The sequence below is a fragment of the Nocardia sp. NPDC004260 genome (genome assembly GCF_053603155.1).
On sequence record NZ_JBSGEZ010000186.1, the window covers coordinates 1 to 3836 of the forward strand.

Annotated in this window: 4 protein-coding genes; 1 reads left to right on the forward strand and 3 read right to left on the reverse strand. The window is 67.1% G+C overall.

The features are described 5' to 3' along the window. Positions 1-339: putative PEP-binding protein (locus ACWEO7_RS38460; RefSeq protein WP_452430656.1), on the forward strand; the 339-nt coding region annotated here is incomplete at its 5' end. A 170-nt stretch (positions 340-509) separates the two neighbouring features. On the opposite strand, the gene ACWEO7_RS38465 is transcribed toward ACWEO7_RS38460, so the two are convergent. The 3 genes from ACWEO7_RS38465 to ACWEO7_RS38475 form a co-directional block, all read right to left on the reverse strand. Continuing rightward, positions 510-1484, reverse strand: a complete 975-nt coding sequence (locus ACWEO7_RS38465; protein ID WP_452430658.1) for a universal stress protein — start codon at positions 1482-1484, stop codon at positions 510-512. A 75-nt stretch (positions 1485-1559) separates the two neighbouring features. After that, the gene (locus ACWEO7_RS38470) at positions 1560-2549 is read right to left on the reverse strand and encodes an Acg family FMN-binding oxidoreductase (protein WP_397081125.1); all 990 of its coding nucleotides are present in this window, start codon (positions 2547-2549) and stop codon (positions 1560-1562) included. A gap of 11 nt (positions 2550-2560) precedes the next feature. Beyond that, the gene (locus ACWEO7_RS38475; RefSeq protein WP_452430660.1) at positions 2561-3313 is read right to left on the reverse strand and encodes an SDR family NAD(P)-dependent oxidoreductase; all 753 of its coding nucleotides are present in this window, start codon (positions 3311-3313) and stop codon (positions 2561-2563) included. Positions 3314-3836 lie beyond the last annotated feature (523 nt).

Genomic DNA, 3836 nt, shown 5'->3' on the forward strand with positions numbered 1-3836 from the left:
GTCTCGATCGGCAGCAACGACCTCACTCAGCTCATGCTCGGCGTCGACCGCGACTCCGCCACCTGCGCCGAGCTGTTCGACGAATCCGACCCCGCTGTACTCGACGCGATCGGCAGGATCGTCGAGACGGCTCGACGGCTGAAGATCACGGCCTCGCTATGCGGGCAGGCCCCCTCCACACGCCCCGAATTCGCCGAACACCTGGTGCGGATGGGCATCACCTCCATCTCGGTGACACCGGACGCGGTGCCCGCAGCCCGTCGAGCAATCGCCGCCGCCGAACGGCGCGTACTACTCGAGCAAGCGCTCGCAACCCGAAATGACGCTCTCCGAACATAGCCGGGCCGCTGCCGGCCTCACACGCGATAGTCGGCGCGGCGTGTGAACCGGACAGCGAACCACTGATCGCTCGTCCACCTCCGTCCACCCCGGAATAGGGCACGCGCCCGCCCCAACCGCCGACACGCGCGTCCCGAGTCACCGATCGAGCTTTCGATGACGCAGCACGCTCAGATCGGCCGGGACAACCGCGCGGTACGGCAATCGCCCGAACCCGACAACGATATGGCCGGCCGACCACCCGCGTCACCGCTGACGTACGACGATGATCGGGCACTCCACCGAATGCAGCAAGGCCGCGCTGGTGGAACCGAGCAGCATGCCGGTGAACCCCCGCGGCCGTGGCTGCCCACCACGAGCAGCTGAGCCTCGTCCGATTGCTCGAGCAAAGACCGAACCGGCTTGTCGCGCACCAGAACACGTCGCACCGCGACATCAGGGTAGCGTTCGCCGAACCCCGCGAGATTCTCCGCGAGCAACGCGTCCTCTCGCTCTCGCGCAGTGTCCCATCCGGGCACGAGGTCGATCCCACTCGAATCGCTCCACGCGTGCAGCGCGATCAGGCCGACTTTGCGTCGCGACGCCTCTTCGAAGGCGATTTCCAGGGCGGGCACGCTGTTGGTGGTGCCGTCCACCCCCGCCAGAACGGGTTTCCCCGAGGAGAAAGGATCGGTCGCCGACGTCGAGCGCACGACCGCGACCGGACAGTGCGCGTGCCGGGTCATCGCCGTGCTCACCGATCCGAGCAACTCGCGCCGGAACGCGCCGAGACCGCGGCTGCCGACGACCAGTGTTCGCGCCAGCTGGGACCGGTCGATCAAGTCGGGGATGATCGGTGCGACGGTCAACTCGGTGCTGATCATCAGCGCCTCGCCCGCTGCTGTCGTCCTGGCCACGCGAGCGGCTTCCGCGAGTACTCGTTCGCCGTCTGTGCGCAACCACTCCACATCGGCCTCGGTGAGGGCGGCGCCCGGACCGTACCCAGGCCGCACAGGGACGGAGATGACGATGTGCAGCCGGGCACGATGCAGCGCGGCGTCGGCTGCGGCCCACGCCGCCGCGTGATACGAGATGGCCGAACCATCGACGCCGACCACGATCGGCCGATCCGTCGGTTCGGCGGTTCCGGTGGAGTGCTCCGTCATCGCGTCCTCCTTGTTCCAAGGTCGGTCACCCCGTACCGATCCCGCATCACGTCCCTCGACCTCGACCATGCAGAATCAGGGCTCCGACGAACCCAGCGGCTGCACCACCTCGGCGAGCGGACGGCGTGGGGTGGGCGGAACCGGCTCGGCGCTCGTGACCGCATAACCGGTCCGGATGATGATCTGCGGAAACCCGGTGTCGTCCAGAACATCGGCGCGAATGCGTCTCCTGGTGTCGGCCAACTCCATCGGCTCGGTCAGCGGACACGTCGCCAGCCCGAGAGTCGTCGCGGTCAACAGCACCGCACTCGCGGCCTCCCCGGCGCGCAGTTGGGACAATCGGTCGTCACTACTGGTGCTCAACAGCAGCATCCGGTCGGCCGCATCGATATCACGCACCACAGCCTCGGGCAATCCCGGGTTCGAGAAGGGACGCACCGTGGGATCGGCCTCGGTCAACACCGCGTTGCGCGCGGGCACCCCTTGCGGCGCCGCGTGCCTGCCGCTCCACTGAGCCAGTTCGGCACCATAGGAGACGTCACGGGCGTGTTGCCAGGCCGCCTGCTCGAACGCGCGTAGCAACTGGGTCCGCGCCGGTTCGGCGTCGACATCGTGCACGAGTACACCGGAGGACAGTCCGGCGTCGATCATGGCCGCGATATGCGTCGCCGGTACTTCCCATGAGCTGAAGCGGCGGCGATCCGTGCCGCGCCTGCTGATGGCGCGCGCCAACGCGATGTCCTCGGGGCTGCAGGCGATGGGACGGAACTCGATCGACGCGAGGTGCTCGGGCGCGGCCGGATTCGGTAGCCGATGGATCAGCGTCTCCCACCCCTCCGCACGTGCGGCTACTCGGAAATGATGCAAAGCCGCGCCACAACTGAGCAGCAGATCGCGTCCGTCGGGATCGGTGTGCGGCAGTCTCCGGCTCTCGTCGGCGTACAGGTGCGTCGTCTGATGTCCGAGCCGCCACAGCCATGGCTGGGTGTTGTGCACCGATGGCGCCCGAGACGCCAGCGCCAACGCGGATCGAAGTGTCTCGGGGTCGGGGTGTGTGCTCGGCATCGCTCGCCCTCTCATCGGGAGTCGTCCGGTAGGCCCAGAACCTGACCGGCGGTGGCGCCACCGTCGAGCACGAATTCCGAGCCGGTCGAGTAGGTGGCCTCGGTGACCAGGAATCGCACCATCGCGGCCACCTCCTCCGGCTGACCGAAGCGGGCCAGCGGCTGGTTCGCGGCGACGGATTCGTCCAGCGCCGCCGTCATCGGCGTGTGAACAGGGCCAGGGTGTATCGAGCACACGCGAACGTTCGCGCGCCCCAGTTCCAGCGCGGCGGCCTTGGTCAAGCCGCGCAAACCCCATTTGCTCGCGACATAGGCGCCGATACCCGCGTAGCCGATGAGCCCGGCGGTGGAGGAGATGTTGACGATGACGCCACCGCCCGCGGCCCGCAGGCGCGGCGCCGCCAGATGCATACCCAGCCAGGCGCCGTAGAGGTTGACGTCGACCACATGCCGAAACATCGCTGGAGATTCGGACTCGACGTCGCCGAAGTCGACGATTCCTGCGTTGCTGACCAACACCGCCAGCGGACCGAACTCCGCCTCGGCATCGTCGAGGACAGCGCGCCAGCCCGCCTCGTCGGTCACATCCAGCCTGCGGAAGATCACGCCCGAGCCCAGTGCCGCCGCCAGGGCAGTGCCCTCGCCTTCGAGCAGATCGCCGATGACGACTGAAATCTGCTCCTTCACCAAAGCGGCTACCACGGCTGCGCCGATACCGCGCGCGCCGCCAGTGACGAGGGCGCTTCTCCCGGTGAATTCACCCATGACGATCAATCACCTTTCGCCGGTGTCGTCCGCTTTGCCGACTGTGATTCAGCATCGCGCGAACCAGCGAAGCAGGTGACGGCCGAAGGTCACCGAATGCCGGGTCCTCTGGCCATGATCGGCTCGGCTGTGCCCATCGGTCGTTCGGCGAAGTTATCGACATTGCCTCCGGCCCGCGCCACCGCGTTCCCGCTTGGAGCGTGCAGCCTGGACGGTGTCCTTCGACGAAACCACCCTCGCCTGCGACCACCGCGTCAGCCTCCGCCATCACCCGAAAACATCGGACGTCTTCCACGCGCGAGTAGGTAGAATTCTGGTGCAGTCAGGCGCGAACAGATTTGGACTCGGGAGCAGCGGGCAAATCGGTACCCGGAAGCAGTCGAGGTGACCGAATGACCGATGGCACGTCTATGAACGGCACTTATTCGGTGCGCGATACGCTTTCGCAACTGCGGCTGCGCGAACTGCTCGGCGAGGTCAAGGATCGCATCGAGCAGATCATCGATGCCCGTGACCGCATGGA

What these genes read in the sequence shown, in the direction of transcription:
- ACWEO7_RS38465 (WP_452430658.1), bottom strand. Translation starts at nt 1,484, where the DNA reads ATGACGGAGCACTCCACCGGAACCGCCGAACCGACGGATCGGCCGATC.
- ACWEO7_RS38470 (WP_397081125.1), bottom strand. Translation starts at nt 2,549, where the DNA reads ATGCCGAGCACACACCCCGACCCCGAGACACTTCGATCCGCGTTGGCG.
- ACWEO7_RS38475 (WP_452430660.1), bottom strand. Translation starts at nt 3,313, where the DNA reads ATGGGTGAATTCACCGGGAGAAGCGCCCTCGTCACTGGCGGCGCGCGC.